Source organism: uncultured Campylobacter sp. (assembly GCF_938045535.1).
Taxonomy (GTDB): Bacteria; Campylobacterota; Campylobacteria; order Campylobacterales; family Campylobacteraceae; genus Campylobacter_B.
Genome location: NZ_CALIMQ010000017.1, coordinates 1 through 21,636 on the forward strand (window position 1 = coordinate 1; position 21,636 = coordinate 21,636).

Consider the following 21,636-nt stretch of genomic DNA (forward strand, 5'->3'; position numbering starts at 1 on the left):
GCTTTCGCGATAGGCTCGTCGCAAGCCTCGTGCGGCTAGACGTGGATTTTTTCAACCGCTTCCGCACGGGCGAGCTCATCAGCCGTACGATCAACGATATTGAGCGCATCCGCGTCGTGGTTTCGAATATGATCCCCGATTTTTTCACGCAGATCATTACGATTTTGGGGCTTTTGGGCGTCGTGATCTATCAGAGCCCAAAGCTTTCGTTTTTCGCGCTCGTGGTCTTTCCGTGCGCGATATATCCGCTTTCGCGCCTTGCAAAGCGGATGAAAAAAATTTCGCGCGAATCTCAAGAGAAAACCTCCGATATCTCCTCGGCGCTCAGTCAAATTTACTCCAATATCGAAATCGTCAAGGCAAGCAACGCCGAGAGCTTTGAAGTGGAGAAATTTAACGCCGAAAACAAGAAATTTTTCGGTCTAAATTTAAAGGCGGTCGTAACGACATGTCTGGTAAGCCCGATCATGGAGATGCTAGGCGCCGTGGGCATCGCCGTGGTGATCATCGTCGGAGGGCAGGAGGTCATCGCGGGCCAGATGAGTATCGGCAGCTTTTTCAGCTTCCTTACGGCGCTTTTTATGGTCTACACCCCGATAAAAAAGGTCTCATCGCTCTACAACAATATGCAAGACGCCATCGCGGCGAGCGAGCGGACGTTTGAGCTCATAGACTTGGAGCCTACGATCGTAGGAGGCGGAAAGCAGATGGGTGAGATCGGCTCGGTGAGCTTTTGCGACGTGTCGCTAAACTACGGCGACAAGGCGGCGCTAAAAGACATAAGCTTCAGCGTCAAAAAGGGCGAAATTTTAGCGCTCGTCGGAAACAGCGGCGGCGGCAAAAGCTCGGTCGTGAACCTTCTGATGCGCTTTTACGACGCAAGTAGCGGTAAAATTTTATTCAACGGCAACGACGAGATCGGCGAGTTTAGCATCCCTAGCCTACGCGAAAATATCGGTCTCGTAAGCCAGCGCGTCTATATTTTTAACGACACGATCGCGCAAAACGTAAGCTACGGCGCGGAATTTAACGAGCAGCGCGTCATAGAAGCGCTGAAGCTCGCCAACGCCTATGAGTTCGTAAGCTCGATGAAGGATGGAATTTACACCGTGCTTAGCGAGTTCGGCGCAAATCTTAGCGGCGGACAGCGCCAGCGTATCGCCATCGCGCGCGCGCTGTATAAGGACCCGCAAATTTTAATATTCGACGAGGCGACTTCGGCGCTGGATAACGCAAGCGAAAAGGAAATCTCAAACGTCATCGAAAAGATCAAACAAAGTAAAATCGTCTTTGTAATCGCGCACCGCCTCTCCACGATCGAGCGCGCCGATAATATCGCCGTGATGAAAAACGGCCGCATCCTCGCCATCGACACCGACGCGAAGCTGACGGGCGAATGCGAGGAGTATCGCAGCCTAAAGGGGATCATGCAAAACGGCTAGAGCTTTAAAATTCTGCGCCTTTTGCGCCCCGGTTTAGCCCTACGAAATTTTAAAATTTTATCTTTGAAGCAAGCCGTATAAATTTATCCGCAAAGATTGAAATTTTACCTTGAAATTTAGCCACACGGATCACGGTTTTGGCTGCAGGGTTTTTTCAATAAAACCCGAAAGCTCGTCTCTTTGATGCGACGAGGCACGACTGCCAGAGCTTTAACGTTTGGATTAAAATTTTATCTCAAAATTTCAGCGCTTCGTTGCAAGCCGCCTCTAAATTTAAACATTCGCGCCGTTTTAAAACCGCTGCGATAAAATTTTATCGCACGCTGGGCTTTTGGGCGCTACCTGCACCTGATCTTAGGCATCTGCGGTAAAATTTTGGCTTGATTTTCCTTTATAAATTTTAGCATCTTTTTAAAATCCCTATCCGAATCGAAATTTTTCAAATATTTTGCCATAAAAACCGAGCTTTAATCAATAAAAGGCTACAATACGTCAAATTTAATTCCAAGGGAAAGTCATTGTTTGAATCTATGCGCGCGGCACGCTCGCTAAGCCCCCTATTTCTGGGGATTTTCTTTATGTTTATCGGTGACGCGCTAGTCATCGCAAGCGCGGGCATCATGCTAAAAGAATCCGGCCACAGCGAGCTTGAGATCGGAGCGATTTCGGCGTTTTTCTTTTTAGGGGCGATCTTTAGCGGCTTTTTCGTGCCTTCGATAATCGGCGCGCTCTCGTACGTGCGGGCATACGCGGTCTTTACGGCGCTTTTCGGAATTGCTGCAATGCTGCATGATCTTGGCTCAAACCTCGTATATTGGGCGATTTTGCGCTTTATTTTGGGCTTTTGCTACTACGCGCTTTTGATGATAATCGAAAGCTGGATCAACTCAAAGATCACAAACGCTATCCGCTCCCGCGTGCTCGCGATCTACGAAGCGGTTTTTTACGGCGCGTTTGCGATAGGAGTTATAATTTTGGCGCTAAATTTCGGAACGATGAAAGTTTTCGTGCTAAGCGCATTTTTCATCATCCTAGCGCTGCTGCCGGTAAATTTAATCCGCTTCAATCCTCCTAGAGTCCCCGCTCGCATGCGAATTTCGATGCCGCAAATTTCAATCGTGCCGCCGCTTGCGTTTGCGACGGTGGTTTGCGCGGGCATTTTGATTAACGGCTTTTTTTCGATGGCGAGCGTTTTTGTCCTAAACGCGGGACTTGGAGTGGGCTCGGTGGGCGCATTTATGGGATCGGCGATGGCAGGAGGCTTCTTAGCGCAGCTCGTCTGCGGCACTATTTCAGATAAGTTCGGTCGCAAACGCGCCATAATGATAGTTTGCGCCGTAGGTCTTGCTTCCTGCGCGGCGCTATTTTTTGCCAAAAGCTTCATCCTGACGTGCGCGCTTGCGTTGATGTTAGGATTTGGCGCCTTTCCTTTGTATTCGCTCGCCATCGCGCGCGCAAACGACTCCATCACCGGCGAGGGCGCATCTCGCGTGCAAATTTCAGCGGCAATGCTTTTTATCTATTCAAGCGCGTCTCTCTGCTCTCCTTTAATAATCGGCGCGATGATGAAATTTTTGGGCGCAAACGGCTTTATCTGGGTGTTTTTCGCGGCGATGAGCTTTTTATTTATATTTGCTATTTTCCGCCCCGAGATCGCGCCGAAAAGATAGCTTTAAAATTTTAAATTTTTTCGTAGATCAAAAATTTATAATAAAACGCCGCGATTGCGAACATAAAGCCCATGCCGAAGGTGATTTGCGAAAGCGAAAATCCAAGCTCGAAAAAAAACCCGATCGCAGCCGACACGAGCGTCGCGACGATGAAATACGCCATATCGTTGTAAGCGATGACGCGCCCAAAAAACTCCCTATCGACGTGGCTTTGCAGCTGCGTAAAAGAATACGACCACACCGTCGTGATGAAAAATCCCGCCGCGATCATGCCCGCAAACGAAAGCCAGTAGTTAAACTCTAGCGCCGCCCACAGCGCGATGCCCGCAAACTGCCCCAGCAGGATCCAAAAAAAGGTGTGCTTGTTTACGATCTTGCTTAGCCATATCTGCCCGAAAAATGCAGCCGCCGAGCGCGACATATTCATAAGCCCGATGACTAGCGAGGCGCTTAAAATCTCTTTGTAGCGGTATTTAGCAAGAAGCGCGATGAGATTGTCGTAGGTGGTGACGGCGACGAAGGCGTGAAGGACGATGAGATGCACCACCAAAGGATGTGAGCGCAGGTAAGAAAAGCCCTCCTTTAGCATCTTAAACACGGGCCCCGGCGCGTTTCTTGCGAGGTCTTTAAAATTTAGCCGCAGCAGGATGAAAAAGGAAAAAACGTATAAGCAAAAATCCAAAATAAATGCCGCTCGCACGCCGAAATAGTGGATAAAAATACCCGCGCTCGCCATACCGAAAGTATATGTGATCGTCCAGATAATGCCCGTCATCTCGTTAGCAAGCTTTAGATAGGGGCGGCTTAGAAATTTCGGCAGCGTAGACGATTCGGTTTGAAAAAACAGCGTGCCTGCGACGCTTCGCACGACCACAATCAGAAGCAGCAGCCACAGATAATCCAAACTATCGATAAAAATCAGCATGAAAATACTGATCATCTCGGTTATAAACATCGCCGTCATCAGAGGCTTTGGTTGAAATTTATCCACGATGATGCCGTTGATGGGCGCTAAAAAAACGTTTGGCACGAACGAAACGACGCCTACCGCCGTGATCGCCCATACCGGCGCGCCAAGTTCAATCAGCAGCGTAGCGATCCCAACGACCGAAAACCACAAGCCGAACATACATATAAAACCCGCCGAAAAGAGCAGTCGGTAGTTGCGTGAATGGCGAAGCAGCACTATGTATCTGATCATAAAATTTTATCCCGTAAATTAATTATAAAAAATTTTAAGCGATTGTATCACGGCGCGCCTTAAAAGCCAAAATAAGCTAAAAATGCTATAATTGCGAAATTTTAATTCAGGAGTGAAAATGGAAGGGTTCGTAACTACGGTAATAGTATTTTGCGTCCTCATCGCGGCAATTCTAAAGATGGGGGTCAAGATCGTCTCACAATCGGAAATTTTAATCATCGAGCGACTGGGTCGCTTTCACAAGGTGCTCGACGGCGGATTTCACATCATCGTGCCGTTTTTTGACGCGGTACGCGCTAAGATGAGCGTACGCGAGCAGCTCGTGGACATCAGCAAGCAGCAAGTCATCACCAAAGATAACGTCAACATAAGCGTCGACGGTATCGTGTTTTTAAAAGTCATCGACGGTAAGATGGCGCTTTACAACGTCGAGGATTATCGCCGCGCGATTTCAAATTTAGCGATGACAACGCTACGTAGCGCGATCGGCGAGATGAGCTTAGACAGCACGCTTAGTTCGCGCGATCAGCTAAATTCCAAGCTACAAATCGCTCTGGGCGATGCCGCTGATAACTGGGGCGTAAAGATCATGCGCGTGGAAATTTCCGAAATTTCGGTACCGCACGGCATCGAAGAGGCGATGAATATGCAGATGAAAGCCGAGCGTGAAAAGCGCGCGATCGAGCTTAAAGCCGAGGCTGAAAAAGCGGCCCTCATCCGAAACGCCGAGGCGCTAAAGCAGGAGAAGGTGCTCGAAGCCGAGGCGATCGAGCGTATGGCGGATGCGAAAAAATACGAGCAGATCGCGCTAGCACAGGGTCAAAAAGACGCGATGGACAATATAAATTTAGCGATGAGCGCTTCCAGCTTCGCGGCGGAATACCTGCTCGCGCAGGGTCGTGTAAACGCTTTTAGCGAGCTGTCCAAAAACCCGAGCAAGGATAAAATTTTGATCCCTTACGAAACGAGCGAGCTTATCGGCTCTCTTAGCGTGCTTAAAGAATTCCTCAGCAAAAACGGCGCGAAGGAGCTCAAATGAACGCGCTGATTTTTATCATAATCGGCGTGATTTTGGCGATCGTCGAGCTTTTGGTGATGGATTTTACCTTTATATTTTTCAGCGCCGGATTTTTTATCACGGGGCTTTTGAGCTTCGGCTTTCATCTTGATTGGGACGTGCAAATTCTACTTTCGTTCGTGCTTTCGTTCGTGCTTCTAATCGCATTTAAAAAGCCGCTAAAATCACGCTTTTTCAAACCAGAAGAGAAGCATAAGGATAACTTTTTAGATGAAAGCGGCACCGGCACCGTCAAAAACGGCATGGTCTATTTCAAAGGTACGTTTTGGAAAAGCGATGAAATTTCGGATCTTAACGAGGGCGACCGCGTCGAAATTTTAGGCGTAAAAAACGGCCAGATCGTGATTAAAAAAGATAGCAGTCGAAATTCTAGCGGCGCAGACGGGATAAATTTAAATAACGGCGACGCAAATTTAAGCGGTGCCGACAGCACGAGTACCGACGATAAAAATTCTAATGCCGCCGCAAGAGATGCAAATTTAAAGGGAGCCAATGGCTAGAATGAGCGCCGATGAGGCGCTAGAGTTAATCGAGCATGCCGATCTGAACGAGCTTGGGCGCGCGGCGTTTGCGCGCAAGCGCGAGCTGCACCCGGAGCGCGTCACGACCTTCATCATCGATCGAAACATAAACTACACCAACGCCTGTATGGTAGATTGCAAATTTTGCGCATTTTATCGCCACGCAAGCGACGCGGACGCCTACGTGCTAAGCTTTGAGCAGATTAGCGAAAAGATCGAGGAGCTCATCGCCGTGGGCGGCACGCAAATTTTATTTCAAGGCGGCGTTCATCCGAAGCTAAAAATCGAATGGTACGAGGATCTGGTGGAGTTCATCCACAAAAATTATCCGAGCATCACGATCCACGGCTTCTCGGCGATCGAGATCGATTATATCGCGCGCCTTAGCGGCATCAGCACGCTCGAAGTACTTTGCAGACTGCAAGCCAAGGGGCTCTACTCGATGCCCGGAGCCGGAGCCGAAATTTTAAGCGACCGCGTGCGAGACCTCGTAGCGCCGCGTAAAAGCGACAGCGCCACGTGGCTTAGAGTGCACGAGGAGGCACACGGCATCGGTATGAAAACGACCGCCACTATGATGTTCGGCACGCTGGAGAGCACGCGCGAGATCGTAGAGCACTGGGAAAAAATCCGCGAGCTGCAAGACCGCACGGGCGGCTTTCGAGCGTTCATTTTATGGAGTTTTCAAGGGCAAAATACCCGCCTTTTGCGCGAGCATCCCAAGATCAAAAAGCAAAGCCCGAACCGCTACCTGCGCCTGCTCGCCGTCTCGCGGCTATTTTTGGATAATTTTAAAAACATCCAAAGCAGCTGGGTCACGCAGGGCAGCTACATCGGGCAGCTGGCGCTGAAATTCGGCGCGAACGATCTGGGAAGCACGATGATGGAGGAAAACGTCGTAAAGGCCGCGGGCGCGAGCTTTCGGATGAGCAAGGACGAGATGATAGCGCTGATCCGCGACATAGGCGAAATACCCGCCAAGCGCAACACCAACTACGATATTTTGGAGACGTACGCTTAGGCGCGGACTTTTGCGTGTTTGCGGCAGAAATTTATGCGCTTACGGCGCGAATTTAGCGGCAAAATTTATCTTAAAACAGATAGCGAATTTTTGCGATCGTGGAATTTTGCAACGAAATTTAAAATTTTGATATCGGTACGGGTTTAAATTTACAGGCGCAAGCGGAATTTGCACGGTAAAATTTCATTTCGCTGCGAAATTTCGCCTTAAAATTTTTTGGACGCGAAATTCTACGCCGCGAGATCAATGCGACGTAGACGGCGCGTGAGAGACATTTCGTTTACAACGCTTGCCGTATTTGAGCGCGAATATATTTCGTCTCGTACTGCGAATACGGCGCGGCGTTTCGGGCACTGAAATTTTACAAAAATGCGGCGCGATTAAATTTTAAAGCAGAACGGGCAAAACTACCCTGGCGCGAAATTTTTAAAACGAGCCCGGCGCAAATTTTAAAGGCGGCCTGGCTGCGTCAAAATTTTAAAACCGCGCCCGCAAGAACGATGAAATTTAAAAATTTTATAAAGGAAAACGATGGAAAAAAAAGAGATTTCACTTAAAATTAAAGGCGGCAAGAACGCTAAAATCGACTTTTTGTATCAATTCGACGATTCGCTGCCGGTGGTGAGCTTCAAGCTAATTTTCAAAGCAAGTGGCGCGGTGAGCGAGAAGACCCTGGGCCTTGCGCGCATCTGCGCGGGCGTTTTGGGCGAGGGCTCAAAGACGCTAGGAGTGAGCGAATTTCACCGCAAGCTCGATATCCGCGCGGTCGAGATCAGCGCCGCGAGCAATTTTGAAACCTTCGGCATCCAGCTAAACTGCCTAAAAGAGCACTTCGATTTCGGCCTAGATATGCTGCGAGAGCTGCTTAAAGAGCCCAATTTAACGCCTTCGGTGCTCGAAAAGCTAAAAATGCAAACCATAGGCGAGATCGCTGTGCTAAAAAGCGAGTTCGATTACATCGCGACGTGCAACCTAAAAGCGCTTCTGTATCCGCGCACGAGGCTCGAGCGGCCGCTCATAGGCGACGAGGCGAGCATAGAGCGGATCACTATGAAGGACGTGCGGGAGTTTTTCGCCTCGCTGAATTTAGAGAATTTATACGTCGTTTTATGTGGTGACGTGAGCGATAAAAACCAGAAAATCGCGGAAATTCTAAGCCTCTTTGCAAGCGGAGAAAAGCGCGAGCTGCCGTTTTTCACGCCGAGCGATGCGAAAAAGATAAAGATCCAAAAGGAGCAGACACAGCAGGCTTACATCTACTTCGGCGCGCCCTTTGCGCTGCCAAAGGAGCAGGAGTTCATCGCAAACACCGCGCTATTCGTGCTCGGAAGTAGCGGTTTCGGCAGCAGGCTGATGGAGCGCATCCGCGTCAAACACGGCCTTGCGTATTCGGTCTATGCGCGCGGTGATTTCGAGCTTAGCCGCCGCGAGTTTTGGGGCTATTTGCAGACCAAAAACGAAAATTTGCAAAACGCCGCCGCGCTCGTAAAGGCGGAGATCGCGAAGTTTATCGCCTCGGGCGTGAGCGAAGCGGAGCTAAAAAGCGCCAAAAAATTCCTGATCGGAAGCGCCGTGCTGCAAAAAGAGACGATGTTTAAGCGAGCAGCGATCGCGCAGAGCGAGTATTACAAGGGCTACGCATTCGGCGAGTTCGAGCGAAATTTAAAGCGTATCGAGACGCTAAAACTCGGGGCGCTCAACGATTTCATTAGATCGCACGACGAGATCATGAACCTAAGTTTTTCCGTCATTTGCGACGAGACCGCCGCGAAAAAGGGGCTTAAAATTTAGCCCGTCGCGGCGCGTATCTATGATCGGTCTAAAATTTGGGTAAATTTTAAATTTATAAAACGGCGCGAATGGTGCTAAATTTTACTTTTGCACTGCGTTTGTGGGCCTGCTTGCTGGTTTAAATTTAAAACTGCGTTTGCGTTGCGTTAAAATTTGCGGGGCTTTGCAGAAATAGCTAAATTTGCGAGCCTTATAGGGGCGGTTAAATTTAAAGGCGCGGTGCACGGCTCGGTAAGATTTCAGCGCGTAAAATAAGAGCTCGATTTCACAAGCCGTTTGCAAGCCGCGCCGTAAAATTTAAAAAGGCGCGTGGTGGTGGCTGCCGTAATTGAATTTTTGCGGTTTGCAAATCGTGCTATGAAATTTCAAGCGCTCGCGCGCCGTTTTAAAACCGGGTGTGCACCGCAAAGTACGGCTGCCAAACAAAATACGCGCAAGGTAAGTAAAATTTACAAGCGCAGCCGGCGAGTAAATTTGCCGCAATAACGAAATTTCGAGCAAATTTTGGCAAGCGTTCGATGCGGCGCGTAAAATTTCGATCAAATTTAGGCGGGCTATTTCGCTTCGACGCATAAAATTTCACAGCGCAATGGCTTAACGCCTATAAAAATTTAAAGGATGAAAATTGATTTTTGAAGCAAAAGACGCGGCAGCACTGCAAAAAGCGGGCATTACGACGCTTTTGGATCTGGCGCTGCTTCTGCCCAAAAGCTTCGACGATCTAAGCGTCAGAGACGCGCCCTGCGCGGGCGAGAGCACAGCGGAGGTCGAGTGCCTCTTCCAGCACAGGCGCGGCTCGATGCTCATCGTCACGGCGCACTGCCTCAGCTGGGAGCGCGAGATCAAAATCGTGATCTTCAACGCCAAAAGCTGGCACTTCGGCGCCTTCAAGCGCGGCAAAAAATTTTTCATCCACGGCAAATGCGACGAGAGCTTCGGCTCGTGGCAGTTCGTAAACCCAAAAATCGTAAGCGAGCCGGGCAGGATCGCGCCCAAATACAAAGCCGCGCTGAGTGACGCCGCGGCGCAAAAGCTGATCAAAAAATATCTAAGCGCGAGCGCGCTTCTAGGCTGCGGACTGCGCGCGGACGAGGCGGCGGTACTACTTGCGCTACACGAGAGCTCACCGCGCAGCGTGCGAATGCTAGCCGCGCTAAATAGGCAGCTCAAGGAGGGCAGCGCGGAAAATTTCGGCGAGCGCGACGACGTTTCAAACAGCGGCAGAATTCCAAGCGGCAGTGAAATTTTAAATGGCGGAATTTCAAGCAGCAACAAAATTTTAAATGGCGACGGAATTTCAGATAACGGCGAAATTCCAAGCTCACAAAGCCTCGCTGCCGCCGAAATTTTAAACGGCAGATCGCAAAACGGTGAAATTTTTAGGGGTAAAATTTCAAACTATCCTCAAAGCAGCGGAGCTCTTGCCTGCGAAACAAGGTGCGGCGCGGCGAATGAAATTTTAAGCGGAGAAATTCCAAAGGGCGCGAAGACTTCACTTCTCCCGAGCCTCCGCGACGGCGAGATTGCGAGCGATAAAATCTTAGACGGCGATCAGCCTCGGGCGCGCTGTGCGGAGATTTACAACGACGAAAATTTTAGCGTCCAAAGCGGTGATAATTTTCTTGCCGCATATGGCGCCGATGCGCACGTAGATGAAATTTTGGACGACCTCGAAGCAGGCAATGAAGCGGCTACAAGCGGCGATAAAATTTCAAACGACCTAGTATCCGACGTCCAAACAGCGGCATGGCCAGCAGACACTCAAGCCGCAACCGCGCAACCCATGTTAGAGCATGTCGCGACCAAGCAGTCCGTAGCCGAGCAACAAAATTTAAGCGCCCAAGACGTAGATGCGCAATCCGCAGCTGCCCAAACTCAAGACGTAGGCGCGCAACCCGCAGCAATCCAAACTTCGAGCCGAGTAGCAAGCGCGCAAGCCGCGACCACCCAAACTTTGAACGCACAAGCTACGGACGCGCAGCCTGCAAGCGATCAAACCAAAAATGTTCAGGCGGTAGTAGCCGTGCAGACTGCAACCGCAAAGCCTACGATCGCTCAGACCGCAAGCGCCGCCGAGGCTGTTCAGGACGCGCTCGCCGCACCGATGAGCGCTTCGCGCGATTGTGCCGTACAACCTACGCATTATCAAACTGAAACTATCCAGACCGCAGCCGCCCAAGCTACAACCGCCATACCTACAATAACTCAAATTGCAAGCGACGCCGGAACTGTCCATGCCGCCGAGACCGTCCGAGCCGCAGCCGCCACGCAGATGAGCGGTGCTGCGATTTTACGCACGCTGAAATTTGTAGAAATTCTAAACTACCTGCAAAAGCTAAGCGCGAAAAAAACAAGTTTCCCGGCGCAAATTTACCCGCTGCGCGACATCTCCGACTGGCTTGCTTCGCTTCCTTTTGAGCCTACGCGCGATCAGCTAAGCGCGATAAAGGATATCGCTAGCGATCTGCAAAGCCCTCTAGCACGCCGCCGCGTCGTCATGGGCGACGTAGGTAGTGGCAAAACGCTCGTCATCCTCGCGAGCACGGCGATGAACTACCCGCGCATCAGCTATCTGATGGCGCCTACAAGCATCTTGGCTGAGCAGATTTACGCCGAGGCGCGCCGCCTGCTGCCGCCGCAGATCAAAGTCATGCTCGTAAAAAGCGGCGACCGCGAGCCGAATTTCGCGGACGCGCACCTTGTCATCGGCACTCACGCCCTGCTCTACCACGAGCTCGCGCCGTCAAATCTCATAATGGTCGATGAGCAGCATCGCTTCGGCTCCAACCAGCGCGAAAAGATCGCGCGCCTCACGGGGAGCGGCGAGTTTCGAGCGCATTTCATTCAGTTTAGCGCCACGCCGATACCGCGCACGCTAAGCATGATCCAGTCCGAGCTCGTGAGCTTTAGCTTTTTAAAACAGCTGCCGTTTGAAAAGCGTATCGAAACCAAAATCATGCAAAACGACGGATTTGCTGGCTTTATGCAGGATCTGCGCCGTGAGCTCGCCGCGGGCAATCAAGCGATCATCGTCTATCCGCTCGTGCAACAAAGCGAAAGCTCGGCCTATCAAAGCCTTGAGGAGGCGGCGCCGTTTTGGAAGGCTCAGTTTGCGGACGTGCTGATCACTCACGGCAGCGACAAGGACAAGGAAGAGGTTCTGCGCCGCTTCCGCGACGAGGGGCGGCTGCTGATAACCACGACGATCGTCGAAGTGGGTATCTCGCTGCCGCGGCTTAGCGTCATTTTAATCGTGGGCGCCGAGCGAATGGGGCTTGCGTCGCTTCATCAGCTGCGCGGACGCGTCGGGCGCAAAGGCCAGGCGGGGCGCTGCTACCTCTACACCAAGCTCAAATCTCCGCCGCAGCGCCTGCGCGAGTTCGCAGCGACACTAGACGGATTTAAGGTCGCAAATATCGATCTGAAAAACCGCCAAGGAGGCGATCTGCTGGGTGGCTCGGTGCAGCACGGCGCGATGTTTGCGTGGTATGATTACGAAGAGGACGTGACGGCTGCGGCAAAGCAGCGACTAAAAGACATAGGACGGGGTGCATGAAATTCTACGAGATGCGATAGAATTTAAACGTAATTTTAGCCGCGGCAAAATTTTACGAAGCGAATGCGATTATGAGGTAACGGGCGATCTGATATAAAATTTGAAATTTCACGGCGCAGATTGCATCGGATAAAATTTAGAGCTTTACCAAGCGTCGTTTGCTTTTAATTTCTAAAATTTATGCAACTTAAAGTCCGAAAAAAAAGGAGAGCAAAATGGCTTACGTGACCTACGACAAGGCAAAATGGCACTGGGGCGCGGCAAATGCGCCGACAGATATCCCGCAGGAAAACGGCGCGACGCACATCGCGTTTTTCTTCCGCTGGTGCATGGAGCGCAAGCTCTACTCCAAGGACTTTGCGGCGGATTTCGCGGACGATATAGCGCGGATGGTCGATAGCTTTGATTATCGCGGGTATTTCTTTGGCGCCATGGACGGCGTGCTGAGCAGCGAAGAGCTAAACACCGCGGGCAAGGCCTTTGCAAAGGCCTACTACACCACGGACCGCACGAAATTTGCCAAAACGCACGGCTGGTATTTGCAAGATTACGACGATTTCGTCGCGCGAAAATTCGGCGATAAAAACTTCGACAACGCCTATTTTTACATAGAAAATTCGCCGCAAAATTACGCCGAGATCAAAGAGATCATCGATCGCCGCTATGAGGAATTCTTGAGCTTCAAGGCGGCGAAGTAGAAATTTTACCGCCTAGCTTAGCCGGTTTAAAATAGACGTCTAATCCGAAACGGCGCGCGATGTAAATAAGCAGAACCGATACAAAACCGCGAGCGGCAGGGCTTAAAATTTAGGAAAATTTAACTATAATCGCCGCAAAAATTTGAAAATTTTAAAATTTCACAAAGGATTTTATCGATGATCAAGGCACTTCGTGGTATGAACGATATTTCAGGCGAACAGGCGCGCATCTACTCGCAAATTTTAAGCGTGTGCGAGCGCGTGGCGCGCAATTACGGCTTTTGCCTCATCGAAACGCCCAAGCTCGAACAGACCGCGCTATTTCGCCGCAGCGTCGGCGAGAGCAGCGACATCGTCGGCAAGGAGATGTATGAGTTTAGCGACAAAAGCGGCGATAGCGTCTGCCTGCGCCCCGAGGGCACCGCGGGCGTCGTGCGCGCCTTTATCGAAAAAAAGCTAGACCGCAGCGGCGGCGTGCATAAATTTTATTATCAAGGCTCGATGTTTCGCTACGAGCGCCCGCAAAAGGGGCGTCTGCGCGAGTTTCATCAATTCGGCGTCGAGTGCTTCGGGCAAAGTAGCGTTTATGAGGATGCGAGCGTGATCTTGATGCTAGCTCAAATTTTACGCGAGCTAAATGTTGCCGCAACGCTTAAAATCAACTCTTTAGGCGACGAGGAGTGCATGCCGGCGTATAAAACCAAGCTCGTAAATTTCTTACAAGAGCGCAAAGATAGGCTCTGCGAGGACTGCCAAAGGCGTATCGACACCAATCCGATCCGCGTGTTGGACTGCAAAAACGAAAGCTGCCAGAAAATTTTAGCCGCTGCGCCGCTTATAACTGAAAATTTAAACGACGCCTGCGCTGCGGAATTTGAGCAGCTGCAAAGAATTTTAACCCAAAACGGACAAAAATTTGAAATCGATGCAAAGCTCGTGCGCGGGCTTGATTACTACTGCAAGACCGCCTTTGAGTTCGTCTCATCCGAACTTGGCGCACAAAGCGCCGTAGGCGGCGGCGGGCGCTATGACAGACTCGTGGAGTTTTTAGGCGGCAGAAAGACGGCGGGCGTAGGCTTTGCGATCGGTATCGAGCGAATAGCCGGAATTTTAAAAACGCGCGAAGCCCCTCAAGAGCGCGAGGGGATTTATATCGGCGCGCTGGATGAGGCGTTTGTTAGCACGGCATTTTCATTTGCGCTAAAGCTGCGAAAGTTTTGTAAAACTCAAATTTCATACGAGCCCAGGAGCCTAGCCAAGCATTTAAAAGCGGCTGACGGGGCGGAGGCGAAATTTTGCCTTTGCATCGGGCAGAACGAGTTTGATCGCGCCGAGGTGTGGTGCAAAAATTTAGAGGATCAAAGCACCTTTGCGATTAAATTTAAAGAGGTCGAAGCATTTTTTAAGGATAGAGCATGAGCGATTACGGACTAAATATTTGGGGGAATTCCAACTTTACGATAGACGGCGGCAAGCTATGCCTAAACTCCGATTTTAAGCAGCCTTTAGTGGATATAATAAAAGAGATCCGCGCAGACGGCGTGCGAGGCCCGATACTACTGCGCTTCCCGCACCTCATCAAAAAGCAGATCGTTGAAATTTACTCAAATTTTAACCGCGCCATTAAGGAGTTTGATTACAAGGGAAAATTCCACGCTGTCTATCCGCTCAAAGTAAATCAATTCCCGGGCTTCGTTAAAAATTTAGTCGATATCGGCGAGCCTTACGGATACGGGCTAGAGGCCGGCAGCAAGCCCGAACTGCTACTAGCGATGGCGTATAACAAATACGGCGCGCCGATTACCGTAAACGGTTTTAAAGATAAGGAGCTTATAAATATCGGCTTCATCGCCGCAGAGATGGGGCATAACGTGACGCTTACGATCGAGGGGCTAAACGAGCTTGAAACCATCATCGAAACGGCTAAGGAGCGCTTTGCGCCAAAGCCTTTCATCGGGCTTCGCATCAGATTGCATAACTCCGGAAGCGGTATGTGGGCGAAAAGCGGCGGGATAAATTCCAAATTCGGCCTTACCTCGACCGAGCTTATAGAGGCGATAAACTTACTGAAGAAAAACGACCTCATAGAGCAATTTACGATGATTCATTTTCATATCGGCTCGCAGATTACAGAGATCCATCCGCTCAAAAAAGCCCTCATCGAGGCGGGCAATATCTATACCGAGCTTCGTAAAATGGGTGCGAAAAATTTAAAATCCATAAATTTAGGCGGAGGGCTCGCTATCGAATACTCCCAAGCCAAAGAAAGCTCCAACCGCAACTATACGCTAAAAGAATACGCCAACGACGTGGTTTTTTTGCTAAAATCGATCGCAGAGGATAAAAAAGAGGCCGAGCCTGATATCTTTATCGAGAGCGGCAGATACGTAGCCGCCAGCCATGCAGTGCTTGTGGCGCCGATTTTGGAGCTTTTTACCCAAGAATACGCCGAAGAAAAGCTCGCCTTAAAAAAGGATAATCCGCCGGTAGTCGCCGAGCTATACGATCTGTATAAAACTCTAAAGCCATCCAACGCGTTAGAGTATCTGCACGATGCTATGTCGCATATGGAGAGCGTGCTTACCCTTTTTGATCTGGGATATGTCGATCTGATCGACCGCTCAAACGGCGAAATTTTAGTTCATCTAATAATGCGAAAGGCGTATGGAATTTTAGGCAATAAGCAAGAATACAGCAATTTCTTAAACTCCCTAGGCAACGCCCAAGAACGCTATTTGGTAAATTTCTCGATCTTTCAAAGCCTGCCCGATTTTTGGGGCATCAAGCAGCACTTCCCAATCATGCCGCTAGAGAGGCTGGACGAGCGCGCCACGCTATCGGCGTCGATCTGGGATATCACCTGCGATAGCGACGGCGAGATAGAATTCGACAATCAAAAAAATCCGCTTTTTCTGCACGATTTCGATCCTGAAAAAGAGGAGTATTTTTTGGGCTTTTTTCTTGTCGGAGCCTACCAGGAAGTGCTTGGCATGAGCCACAACCTCTTTGCGCACCCCACCGAAGCGACCGTGATCTTACGCGATGACGGCGGTTTTGAGATCAAGGATTTCATCGAATCGCAATCAGTCATCGACATCTTGGAGGATATGGACTACGACGTAGTAGATATCCGCGAAAGCCTAAACGAGCGCGTCGAAAAATCAGACCTCATAGACGCAAAAGAGAAAAAGCATATCCTGGGCGAGCTATATCTGTTTTTAAACGACAACAGCTATCTAAAGACGATCAAATGAGTTTTTGGCAAATTTTAAAACAGGACTTCACCGAGCCCTTGCGCCAAGACCCCGCATGCAACGGCGTATTTGAGATATTTTTCTGCTATCCCGGCGTCTGGGCGCTGATAAATTACCGCTTCGCGCACTTTTTCTACGAGCGAGGTTTTAAGCTTATAGCTCGCGCGATCAGCGGACTTACCCGCATAATCACCGCCGTAGATATAAACCCCGGCGCGCAGATCGGCTCGGGCGTGTTTTTCGACCACGCCACGGGGCTTGTCATCGGAGAAACGGCGATCATCGGCGATAACTGTCTGATCTATCAGGGCGTTACTCTCGGCGGCGTGAGCTTAGAGCACGGCAAGCGCCATCCGACGCTACAAAACGGCGTCGTAGTAGGCGCGGGAGCCAAAGTGCTAGGCAACATCACCATCGGCGAAAATTCCAAAATCGGCGCAAATTCCGTCGTCGTAAAGGACGTCGAGCCAAACTGCACCGCCGTGGGCGTGCCGGCTAGAATTTTAGGAAGCTGCGAGAGTGATCCTTTAGCGCATAATAAAATTCCCGATATCAGCCAGGAGCTTATCAAATATCTCATCAAGCGTATCGAAATTTTGGAAGATTGCATCTGCAGCGGCAGAAAAGATATCGCCGAAATGGATGAGGATCTCAATAAATTCTACGAAGAGTATCTAAAATCATTAAAATAATAAGGGTTAAAAGTGAAAAAGGCTCTATTTTTTATAATTTGTGCTATTTTGTCGGCAAGCGGTAGCGATGCTAATAGCGCAAAAAATTCCGCGGACAACGCCAGAATAAGCCTAGTAAAAAGTCTATACATCAGGAATACCTATTTCGGCGATCACAAAAATGTCTTATCGGCTTCTTTCAGATCCGTGCTTATGCAGGATGAAGCATCTGCTGGCGAAGGTGAGGTAGGCTGCTTGGACTATGATCCGATAATCGGCGGTCAGGATGTCTGCGACGACGCGAAATATGATTTTGAGCTAGGGCAGCGCGATACTGTCGTAGTGACGCAGACCTGCCCCTACGACGTGCAGACGATAATCTACAAACTCGTCCGTAGCGGAGGCGATTATAAAATCGATGATATCTACAACCAAGACCCAAGCGGCGGCAGAGCTTTTAGCGTCAAAAATCAAATTTTAAATTGTCTAAACCAATCCAAGGAGCATCAATGAAATTAACACTTTCAAGTCGCGTAAGCAAGCTCGGTGAAAGCCTAACGATCGCAATCAGCACTAAAGCCAAACAGATGAAAGCCCAGGGGCAAGACGTCGTGATCCTAAGCGCGGGCGAGCCTGATTTCGATACCGCAGAGGTCGCCAAAAGGGCTGTCATAGAAGCTATGGCCAAGGGCTGCGGAAAATATACGCCTGTTGCCGGAACGCCTGAAATTTTAAATTTAATCGCGCAGAAGCTAAAGCGCGATAATGCTCTAAACTACAGGCCTGATCAGATCATCACTAACGTAGGCGCCAAGCACTCGCTATTTAACGCCTTTAACTGCATCTTAAACGAAGGCGATGAGGTCATAATACCGGCGCCTTATTGGGTCACTTACCCAGAAATTGTAAAATTTTGTGGCAGCAAGCCCGTCATCGTAGACACCAAGGCGGAAAACCGATACAAAATCACCGCCTCGCAGCTCAAAGCCGCGATCACGCCGCGCACGAAGGCGCTGTGCCTTTTCAACCCGAGTAACCCCGCAGGCGCCGTATATTCGCGCCAGGAGCTACAAGAGCTTGCGGAAGTGCTAAAAGGCACGGATATTTTAGTAATTGCCGATGAAATTTACGAAAAAATCGTCTTCGGCAAGAGCTTCATAGCCGCAGCAAGCATCAGCGAGGATATGTTTAGGCGCACCGTGACGATCAACGGGCTAAGCAAATGTGGCGCGATGCCCGGCTGGCGCTTCGGATACACCGCCTGTGCGATCGATGAGCTAAATAAGGCGATGATAAACCTGCAAAGTCAAAGCGTCAGCAACGTAGCAAGCATCGTCCAGGCAGGCGCTATGCCAGTGCTGCGCGGCGAGGCGGATGATTATATCGAGGAGATGAGGCGCGAATACGAGCGCAGGCGCGATTTCGGCACCGACGCGATAGGTGCGATCCCGGGACTTGGCGTCGTAAAGCCCGACGGCGCATTTTATTTCTTCATAGATTGCTCTCAGGTAGAACCTGATAGTATGAAATTCTGCATGCAACTGTTAGATAAAGGGCTCGTAGCCACGGTGCCAGGAAGCGGATTTGGTATGGATGGGCACTTCCGCGTAAGCTTTGCGTGCTCTATGGAAAATCTAAAACGCGGCTTTGAGCGCATAGAAAAATTCGTAAAAAATTACCACAGATAGGCATGCCAGCGAAATTTTGATCTAAATTTGCCGTAGCTTAGCAGCGAAATTTTTACATAAAATTTAATGCGGCTTGGCGGCAAATTTAGCGTGGCACGGCGTAGCTCAGAATTTAATGCGGTTGTTCTAGCTAAGCACGATTAAATTTCGAACCGCTTTAGTTTAAGGACATTTAAATCTCGAGCTGCCGTATTTAGGAGCGCTTAAATTTTATGCCGTTTTATTCAAATCAAATACGGCCAATTTTGCGCTGTTATACTACGATGCCTGCCGCGCCGCGCACTGCTCGTGATTTAAAATTTCGCTTCGGAATTTTAAAGCTCATCACACGACGCATCCGGATTTCGTCGCAAAAGCTCTGGCGCAAACGCCGCCTGCGGTAGAGCTTTTGAATTTCATCGTGAAATTTTAAAATTTTACGATGAGACTTTCAAACCTTGCGCTGTTTGCCTCTTGATACAGCCGCGCTAAAAATTTAACCAAACATGACGGTCACACAAAATACGACGAACAAGACGAGCGCAACGAACACAACCGACGCCGCATAGCAGTGACACACGACGAACCAAAAAAAACGCGCGGCGTAGACCGAAAACGAGCTAAATTTTAAAATTTTACCGCGCCCGAGCAAACGCGATAAATTTTATGTTTTAGTGCGCCTTTGAACCCAATCTCATCAAATAAATTTTAAACGAAATTCTAACGCCGCAGCGCTATTTTATATTTTTATAAAGACTATTTTAGTAAAATCAGGGCTTTATGAGCGAGATAAAAATTTTAATCACCGACGAGGATCTGTGTGCCCCGCGGCGGCTTTTGAGCAGGCGCGATAAGAAGCTGGCGCGAGCGCGAAGCCATCTGCGCGAGTTTCGCGTTTCGCGGGCGCTTAAAGCGCGCTTTAAAAAGCGCGGCAAATTTTGTATCTCGCACAAAAGCGCGGAGGGCAAAACGATCGTCGCCGTGGCTCTAGCGAGGCAAAAATTCGGGCTCGATCTTGAAATTTTAAAACCGCGGAATTTTGCCGCGGCGAGCGAGTTTTGTTTCAACGCCTTTGAGCGCGAGCTTTTGGCGGCAGCGGACGAGAGCGAAAAAGCGCTCGTTTTTTATAAAATTTACACGATCAAAGAGGCGCTGATTAAGGCGCGAAACCTAGGTTTTTACGCACTTGCTCGCGTGGGGCTGGCGCGCGGCGCTGGCGGTGAGGCTTTGGCGCTTGATGAGCGCGGCAGGGCGTGGCCCTACAAGAGCTATATTTTGGAGGGCGAGATTTTGATTTCGCTCGTTTTTAGGGAGAATTTTTGAGACCTGTTTATCGTTTTTACGCTATTTCTAAAACGGCTTTCATTCTGCTTTGCGCCGCGTTTTTTATAGGCGGATGCGCGCGCAAAGCGCCCGAGCAGATAGCGGAATTTAGCCAAAAGCAGTTCGTCCTGACGGACGAGCTCGGCGTAAAAAGCAGAGCCCTGATCTCCAAAATTTCACCCGCAAACGGCGAGGAGAGCCGCTACAAGCTCGTCTGGCTCGATATGCTAGGCGCGCCGATCTCACGTAAAATTTTATCGATCGAAGGCGGCGAAGCAAAATTTTGCAACGACGGCTTCCTGCCGCCCGATTCGCAAAGCGAGCAAGTATTCTTAGCCCTACTTGAGAATGCGGATAAAGCAAATTTCACCATAAACGCAAAGGGGCGCCGATATGACGCAGTATCTAAGTAGCCCTGGGCTCATCTGTGCGGGCGCAAACAGCGCTGCAGAGCTTTTTAGCGCGCTGTGCGAGAAGAGATCCGCGCTGCGAAAGCTTAGCGTCTGTGGCAAAAATTTTATCTTTGGGCGCGTGGATACGCCGCTGCCGCAGATCAAAGATCGCGCTTACGCCACGCGCACGAACGCTCTGGCGCTTTACGCCTGCCTCGGCGTGCAGGGGCAGATCGAGCAAGCTGTGCAAAAATTCGGCGCGCACCGCGTAGGCGTGGTGTTTGCGACCACCAATACCGGCGTACAGGAAAACTATGCGGAATTTTTCGCTTGCAATAAGGGCGCGGAAAATTTTATCTCTCAAGATGGCGAAAACTCCGCACCGTGCAGCGAAATTTCTACTCCAAACGGCGAAAATTTCGCCAAAATTTCAAAAAACGCAAACGATAAATTTAAAAACTTCTGCTTCGAGCGCAACTCCCACGCAAACCCCGCAAATTTTATCCGCGAACGCTTTGGGCTAAAATCCGTCGCGATCGGAATTTCGAGTGCGTGCACCAGCGGAAACAAGGCTCTAATCGAAGCTTCGCGCCTCATTTCTTGCGGATTTTGCGACGCGGTCGTTTTCGGCGGCGCCGACGCATTAGACGAGCTCACGCTACAGGGCTTTAGCGCGCTTGAAATTTTAAGCGAGCAGCCGCTAAAGCCGTTTTCAGAGGCGCGATCAGGCACAAATCTAGGCGAGGGAGCCTGCGCATTCGTGCTTTCGCGCGAGCGCATAAGCGACGTTGCGTTTTTAGCTCACGCCGCAAACTCCGATGCCTACCACATCACCAAGCCCGATCCTAGCGCGCGTATGCAGATCACAGCGATCAAAACCGCGCTAAAATCGGCGCAGCTGCAAAGCGTGGACTACGTAAATCTGCACGGCACGGGCACTGCGGCCAACGACGCGATGGAGGCCTTGGCTATGAGCGCCGCCCTACCCTTAGCGCCCGCAAGCTCGTCCAAATGGGCGACCGGACACACCCTGGGCGCTGCGGGGGCGATCGAGCTTGCCGTCTGCTACGAGGCGATCAGACAGGGCGTGATCCCGCCGAATTTTACGAACGATAAAATTTGGCGCGGCTCGGAGGCTGAAATTTTTCACGGCGCGCAGGCGCGGCACAGCGAGCAAAACCATAAAATTTTAGACAGCGCAAGCGATCAAATTTCATGTAGCTCGGGAGGTGAAATTTTACAAAACGCGCAGGGTAAAATTTCAAAAAGCAGCGCGGATGAAATTTTGACCGCGTCTAAAGCTTTGCAAGGCGCGGACGATAAAATTTTAAAAGACGCCGCAAAGATCGCA

At 50.1% G+C, this 21,636-nt stretch carries 17 protein-coding genes; 16 read left to right on the top strand and 1 reads right to left on the bottom strand.

Annotation, left to right across the window (positions count from 1 at the left end):
- The coding region (locus tag Q0095_RS00750) for an ABC transporter ATP-binding protein (RefSeq protein ID WP_297880440.1) at positions 1-1,442 on the top strand (1,442 nt) is incomplete at its 5' end.
- A gap of 518 nt (positions 1,443-1,960) precedes the next feature.
- Positions 1,961-3,112 (top strand): MFS transporter, encoded by a 1,152-nt coding sequence (locus tag Q0095_RS00755; protein WP_297880441.1) that lies wholly within the window; start codon positions 1,961-1,963, stop codon positions 3,110-3,112.
- Positions 3,113-3,122: 10 nt separating this feature from the next.
- Here Q0095_RS00755 and Q0095_RS00760 read toward each other — a convergent pair whose 3' ends face one another.
- The gene (locus Q0095_RS00760; RefSeq protein ID WP_297880443.1) at positions 3,123-4,313 is read right to left on the bottom strand and encodes an MFS transporter; all 1,191 of its coding nucleotides are present in this window, start codon (positions 4,311-4,313) and stop codon (positions 3,123-3,125) included.
- A 118-nt stretch (positions 4,314-4,431) separates the two neighbouring features.
- Between Q0095_RS00760 and Q0095_RS00765 the strand changes: the two genes are divergently transcribed.
- The 14 genes from Q0095_RS00765 to Q0095_RS00830 all read left to right on the top strand — a co-directional run.
- Entirely contained in the window at positions 4,432-5,352 is a 921-nt protein-coding gene (locus Q0095_RS00765) for a stomatin-like protein (protein WP_297880445.1), read from the top strand.
- Positions 5,349-5,891, top strand: coding sequence for an NfeD family protein (locus Q0095_RS00770; protein WP_297880447.1), 543 nt, complete (start codon positions 5,349-5,351; stop codon positions 5,889-5,891). Before Q0095_RS00765 ends, Q0095_RS00770 begins: the two co-directional genes overlap by 4 nt.
- A complete protein-coding gene (locus tag Q0095_RS00775; protein ID WP_297880448.1) occupies positions 5,884-6,933 on the top strand; it encodes a dehypoxanthine futalosine cyclase in 1,050 nt (349 codons plus the stop codon). The genes Q0095_RS00770 and Q0095_RS00775 overlap by 8 nt, the downstream gene beginning before the upstream one ends.
- A gap of 531 nt (positions 6,934-7,464) precedes the next feature.
- Positions 7,465-8,724, top strand: a complete 1,260-nt coding sequence (locus Q0095_RS00780) for a pitrilysin family protein (RefSeq protein ID WP_297880450.1) — start codon at positions 7,465-7,467, stop codon at positions 8,722-8,724.
- 2,104 nt (positions 8,725-10,828) lie between these two features.
- Positions 10,829-12,280 carry an ATP-dependent DNA helicase RecG gene (recG, locus tag Q0095_RS00785; protein ID WP_297880470.1) on the top strand — a complete coding sequence of 484 codons (1,452 nt, stop codon included), beginning with the start codon at positions 10,829-10,831 and terminating at the stop codon, positions 12,278-12,280.
- A gap of 215 nt (positions 12,281-12,495) precedes the next feature.
- The gene (locus tag Q0095_RS00790; protein ID WP_297880452.1) at positions 12,496-12,978 is read left to right on the top strand and encodes a hypothetical protein; all 483 of its coding nucleotides are present in this window, start codon (positions 12,496-12,498) and stop codon (positions 12,976-12,978) included.
- A gap of 177 nt (positions 12,979-13,155) precedes the next feature.
- Complete coding sequence (hisS, locus tag Q0095_RS00795) at positions 13,156-14,397, top strand: histidine--tRNA ligase (RefSeq protein WP_297880454.1); 1,242 nt, start codon at positions 13,156-13,158, stop codon at positions 14,395-14,397.
- The gene (speA, locus tag Q0095_RS00800) at positions 14,394-16,232 is read left to right on the top strand and encodes a biosynthetic arginine decarboxylase (RefSeq protein WP_297880456.1); all 1,839 of its coding nucleotides are present in this window, start codon (positions 14,394-14,396) and stop codon (positions 16,230-16,232) included. Before hisS ends, speA begins: the two co-directional genes overlap by 4 nt.
- On the top strand, positions 16,229-16,924 hold the full coding sequence (cysE, locus tag Q0095_RS00805; RefSeq protein WP_297880458.1) for a serine O-acetyltransferase: 696 nt from the start codon (positions 16,229-16,231) through the stop codon (positions 16,922-16,924). The genes speA and cysE overlap by 4 nt, the downstream gene beginning before the upstream one ends.
- A 12-nt stretch (positions 16,925-16,936) precedes the next feature.
- Positions 16,937-17,416: a hypothetical protein gene (locus Q0095_RS00810; RefSeq protein ID WP_297880460.1), complete on the top strand. Its 480-nt coding sequence runs from the start codon at positions 16,937-16,939 to the stop codon at positions 17,414-17,416.
- Positions 17,413-18,591, top strand: coding sequence for a pyridoxal phosphate-dependent aminotransferase (locus Q0095_RS00815; RefSeq protein ID WP_297880462.1), 1,179 nt, complete (start codon positions 17,413-17,415; stop codon positions 18,589-18,591). Before Q0095_RS00810 ends, Q0095_RS00815 begins: the two co-directional genes overlap by 4 nt.
- A 759-nt stretch (positions 18,592-19,350) precedes the next feature.
- A complete protein-coding gene (locus Q0095_RS00820; protein WP_297880464.1) occupies positions 19,351-19,893 on the top strand; it encodes a 4'-phosphopantetheinyl transferase superfamily protein in 543 nt (180 codons plus the stop codon).
- Complete coding sequence (locus Q0095_RS00825; protein WP_297880466.1) at positions 19,890-20,306, top strand: hypothetical protein; 417 nt, start codon at positions 19,890-19,892, stop codon at positions 20,304-20,306. The genes Q0095_RS00820 and Q0095_RS00825 overlap by 4 nt, the downstream gene beginning before the upstream one ends.
- The coding region (locus tag Q0095_RS00830) for a beta-ketoacyl synthase N-terminal-like domain-containing protein (protein ID WP_297880468.1) at positions 20,287-21,636 on the top strand (1,350 nt) is incomplete at its 3' end. The genes Q0095_RS00825 and Q0095_RS00830, both read left to right, overlap by 20 nt.

Bases quoted from the DNA above. Each gene is read 5' to 3' on its own strand.
- Q0095_RS00760 (WP_297880443.1), bottom strand. From the start codon at position 4,313: ATGATCAGATACATAGTGCTGCTTCGCCATTCACGCAACTACCGACTG.
- Q0095_RS00765 (WP_297880445.1), top strand. From the start codon at position 4,432: ATGGAAGGGTTCGTAACTACGGTAATAGTATTTTGCGTCCTCATCGCG.
- Q0095_RS00770 (WP_297880447.1), top strand. From the start codon at position 5,349: ATGAACGCGCTGATTTTTATCATAATCGGCGTGATTTTGGCGATCGTC.
- Q0095_RS00775 (WP_297880448.1), top strand. From the start codon at position 5,884: ATGGCTAGAATGAGCGCCGATGAGGCGCTAGAGTTAATCGAGCATGCC.
- Q0095_RS00780 (WP_297880450.1), top strand. From the start codon at position 7,465: ATGGAAAAAAAAGAGATTTCACTTAAAATTAAAGGCGGCAAGAACGCT.
- recG (WP_297880470.1), top strand. From the start codon at position 10,829: ATGAGCGCTTCGCGCGATTGTGCCGTACAACCTACGCATTATCAAACT.
- Q0095_RS00790 (WP_297880452.1), top strand. From the start codon at position 12,496: ATGGCTTACGTGACCTACGACAAGGCAAAATGGCACTGGGGCGCGGCA.
- hisS (WP_297880454.1), top strand. From the start codon at position 13,156: ATGATCAAGGCACTTCGTGGTATGAACGATATTTCAGGCGAACAGGCG.
- speA (WP_297880456.1), top strand. From the start codon at position 14,394: ATGAGCGATTACGGACTAAATATTTGGGGGAATTCCAACTTTACGATA.
- cysE (WP_297880458.1), top strand. From the start codon at position 16,229: ATGAGTTTTTGGCAAATTTTAAAACAGGACTTCACCGAGCCCTTGCGC.
- Q0095_RS00815 (WP_297880462.1), top strand. From the start codon at position 17,413: ATGAAATTAACACTTTCAAGTCGCGTAAGCAAGCTCGGTGAAAGCCTA.
- Q0095_RS00820 (WP_297880464.1), top strand. From the start codon at position 19,351: ATGAGCGAGATAAAAATTTTAATCACCGACGAGGATCTGTGTGCCCCG.